The organism is Vibrio sp. ER1A, assembly GCF_000733315.1.
GTDB lineage: Bacteria > Pseudomonadota > Gammaproteobacteria > Enterobacterales > Vibrionaceae > Vibrio > Vibrio mediterranei.
The window spans coordinates 179,292-183,013 of sequence record NZ_JPJA01000095.1 but is presented as its reverse complement, the minus strand read 5'-3'; the positions used below and the strand labels follow the sequence as shown (position 1 = coordinate 183,013).

Sequence of the window (3,722 nt, the reverse complement as noted above, 5' to 3'; positions counted from 1 at the left end):
CTTTATAGCGAGGCTTCGGCATGAAATCAAAGTCAGTAAATGAATGTCTCTGATCTGATCGTAAGATTGTGATTTAGTTCGTTCGATTTCGGCAACAAAGCCAACTCGCATAAAAAAGCCCCTTACAAAAGTAAGGGGCTTAATTGATCATCGAGGGTGGTAATTGTTCATGACTGCTACCTATTAGTAGAATAACACCATAAACATACCCATTAAGGTCAATAGGGTATTGGATACCGCATAAGGAACAGTGTAACCAAGCATAGGGATGTTGCTTTTCGCTTTCTCACCTACCATAGCGACTGAAGCAGTACTCGTACGTGCACCACCACAAATACCTAGGTTTATAGCTGGGTGGAATTTAAAGATATACTTACCAATAAGTGGAGCTAATAGCATTGGAATAGCCGTTGCTGCCGCACCGATTAAGAACAGTTCTGGACCTACGTTTTTAAGGCCAGCCACAAAGCCAGGACCTGCAGAAATACCTACGATAGCAATAAAGACATTAAGACCAACTGAGTTCATAAACCACTGTGTTGGTTCTGGAAGTCGAGCAAATGTTGGGTGAATTGAGCGTAACCAACCTAATACCAAACCACCGATTAGAACACCGCCAGATACAGACAGAGTAACGGGTGCACCATCGATATTAACAGCTAGTGCGCCTAGTAAACCGAATACTACGATAAAGAGACCAACCCAAACCATATCGGTTTCAGTTGTCGTTCTATCTACATGGCCTACTTCTTTTTCCATACGTGATGTATGCGTTTTAGTACCAGTAATACTTAGTACGTCACCACGATGAATTTCAGTTTGTGCTAGTAGGGGTACTTCTTGACTTGCTGCACCACGACTGATTTTGTTTAGGAACACGCCACGAGCGTAATCTTCATCTGCTAGTGAGACCAATGTGCGGTCAGCGAACTTTTTGTTGGTAACAACTAGGTCTACGGTTTCTAATGGCAGGTTATCAAGCTCCTCGTCCGCTACTTCTGTTAAATACTGTTGAGCGTGTACGAGTGCATCGGTATGACCTGTTAATGCAATAATGTCTTTTGCCGCTAGCGCCATAGTTGGCTCGACATCCACTACTTCACCATTGCGTTTCAGCTTCTCAATGAAGAGGCGTTCTGCGTGGTGTTGAGATTCGAATTCAGCCACTGTCATACCGTTGATATCGTCAGAGATCTCATAGGTACGAGATTCAGAGCGATGCCAAACACGTGAAATACCATCTTCTGGTGTACCTGCAGACATCTCTTTTTCGTAGTCTTTACAAGCTTCTTCAAGGTTAACTCCGAGTAGAGTTGGACCAACATAAGCTAGGATCATACCAGTACCAATAGTACCGAACAGATAACAGATAGCGTAAGCCACTGGAATTTGGTCTAGTAGCTCTTTAGTATTGCTGAAACCAGATGAGTTGATTGCATCAGTCGCTAGACCGATAGAAGCGGAGATGGTTTGTGCGCCGGCCCAAAGGCCTGCAGCTAGACCAACATCGTAACCAGCAATTTTGGCACCAGCGTACGTTACTGCGAAACATAGAAATGAAATGACTACTGCGAATATCGCTTGTGGAGCACCATTTTTGGCAACACCTCGAACAAATTGCGGGCCGACACCATAACCTACAGCGAATAGGAACATCGTGAAGAACATTGACTTAACTTGTGAAGAGATCGAGATATCAAGCTGACCGATGATAACACCTGCGATTAGCGTACCTGTTACTGCACCTAAGCTGAAGTGACCGAATTTGATTGCCCCTAACCAATATCCCAAGCCCAGGGTGATGAAGATTGCCAATGCTTGGTGTTCACGGAACACTTTTACTACCCACATAGGCTCTGCTTTTGCTGGAGCTTTGATGCTTGTAGTTGAATGTTGAACAGCAGCATGGTCTGTAGTTTGTTCTTGAGCTTGAACATTATTGAACATGTCAAAGCCAGATGCGCCGCTATTTGTATCTGTAGTGATATTTCCTGCCAGCATAAATACTGCCAACATACTTAGAAAAATATGCTTAATATATTTAGAAGGAGATAGCCCCATTAGAGTTGCCATTTTAACCTCTGATTACTTAGATTCCTAAATGCAAACCAAAGAACTCCAGAGCCCGGAACAAGAACCAGACTGCTTTGGTACGCAATAATTATTGTGATTAGAGTGCGAGGGACTAGGGCTACTAGCCCCTCTTTGCTTGAGATGATTAACCGTGGTTAAACGTGCTTGAGCTCTCTTCGTCAACAGAGTTAACGATTGGGAATTTCTCAAATTTCTCGATTGTGCGTTTTAGATCTTGAACGAGTAGATCAACCATGTCGTGACTCACACCGTGACGAACTAGGATGCGCATAATGACCAAATCTTCGCGGTTTGAAGGCATGGAATATGCGGCAATTTGCCAACCACGAGCGCGGATAGCGTCACTTAGGTCAAACAAGTTAAAGCCTGCATCTACGTCCGCTTTTAAGCTAAAGCTCATAGCTGGAATACCACCGCGGCCATCGTAAATGATGTCGAATAAGCCCATTTTGCTTACTTCATCAGCTAGGTATTGAGCTGAGTTGTAGCAAGCGTCGTGGATACGCTTATAACCTTCTTTACCCAAACGTAAGAAGTTGTAGTACTGAGCAACGATCTGACCGCCAGGGCGAGAGAAGTTCAGTGCGAATGTTGGCATGTCACCACCAAGGTAGTTAACACGGAAGATCAGATCTTCAGGAAGATCGCTTGCTTCGCGGAAGACAACCCAGCCCACACCAAGAGGTGCAAGACCATATTTGTGGCCAGATGCGTTGATTGACTTAACACGAGGAATACGGAAATCCCACTCTAGTTCAGGGTCGCAGAACGGTGCGATGAATGCGCCACTTGCGCCATCAACGTGCATTGGTACATCAAGGCCAGTTTCTTCTTGCAGTTTGTCTAGTGCATCAGCAATCGCTTTTACAGGTTCATACTGACAAGTGAACGTTACGCCAAGAGTAGGAACAACACCGATAGTGTTTTCGTCAACACGGGCTAGAACTTCTTCTGGAGTCATTAGTAGTCGGTCGCCTTCCATAGGAATTTCGCGTAGTTCGATATCCCAGTACTTAGCGAATTTGTGCCAGCATACTTGTACTGGACCGCAAATTAGGTTTGGTTTGTCAGTTGGCTTACCTTCCTTGCGACGCTTCTCGCGCCAGCGCCATTTCATTGCCATACCGCCAAGCATGGCCGCTTCACTTGAACCTGTTGTTGAACAGCCCATCGTGTTTTCAGGATCTGGAGAGTTCCAAAGATCAGCAAGCATATGAACGCAACGGTTCTCGATTTCTGCTGTTTGTGGGTACTCATCTTTGTCGATCATGTTTTTGTCGATGCACTCGTCCATGATTTTGTGGATGTTACCGTCTACCCAAGTTTGGCAAAAAGTTGCTAGGTTTTGACGAGAGTTACCATCAAGAATAAGCTCATCAGATACTAGCTGGTATGCAGCATCAGGATTTGACTCGTCATTAGGGAAAGTATATTTATCGATGGTTTTGTCTAATAGTTTGTTTGCAAAAACATCATCGATAGCTGCATTATTCTTTTCTTCAAAAGGCATTATATAGCTCCAGATTTATTTAATTGGATAGAACAGTAATATCACTGCGTTTGGTTTTTGAAAAAGCTGTCTCGCTTAAGTCGAATTGAATTATTACCAATTAAATGAATAAAACCAT

Annotated in this window: 2 protein-coding genes; both read right to left on the bottom strand. The window is 43.9% G+C overall.

Annotation, left to right across the window (positions count from 1 at the left end; all coding sequences use genetic code 11):
* Positions 1-183: 183 nt before the first annotated feature.
* Positions 184-2,073: an aspartate-alanine antiporter gene (gene aspT, locus HW45_RS25880; RefSeq protein WP_081875906.1), complete on the bottom strand. Its 1,890-nt coding sequence runs from the start codon at positions 2,071-2,073 to the stop codon at positions 184-186.
* A 145-nt stretch (positions 2,074-2,218) separates the two neighbouring features.
* Positions 2,219-3,604, bottom strand: a complete 1,386-nt coding sequence (locus HW45_RS25875; RefSeq protein WP_006070210.1) for a glutamate decarboxylase — start codon at positions 3,602-3,604, stop codon at positions 2,219-2,221.
* Between the last annotated feature and the right edge of the window lie 118 nt (positions 3,605-3,722).

Bases quoted from the DNA above. Each gene is read 5' to 3' on its own strand.
- aspT (WP_081875906.1), bottom strand. From the start codon at position 2,073: ATGGCAACTCTAATGGGGCTATCTCCTTCTAAATATATTAAGCATATT.
- HW45_RS25875 (WP_006070210.1), bottom strand. From the start codon at position 3,604: ATGCCTTTTGAAGAAAAGAATAATGCAGCTATCGATGATGTTTTTGCA.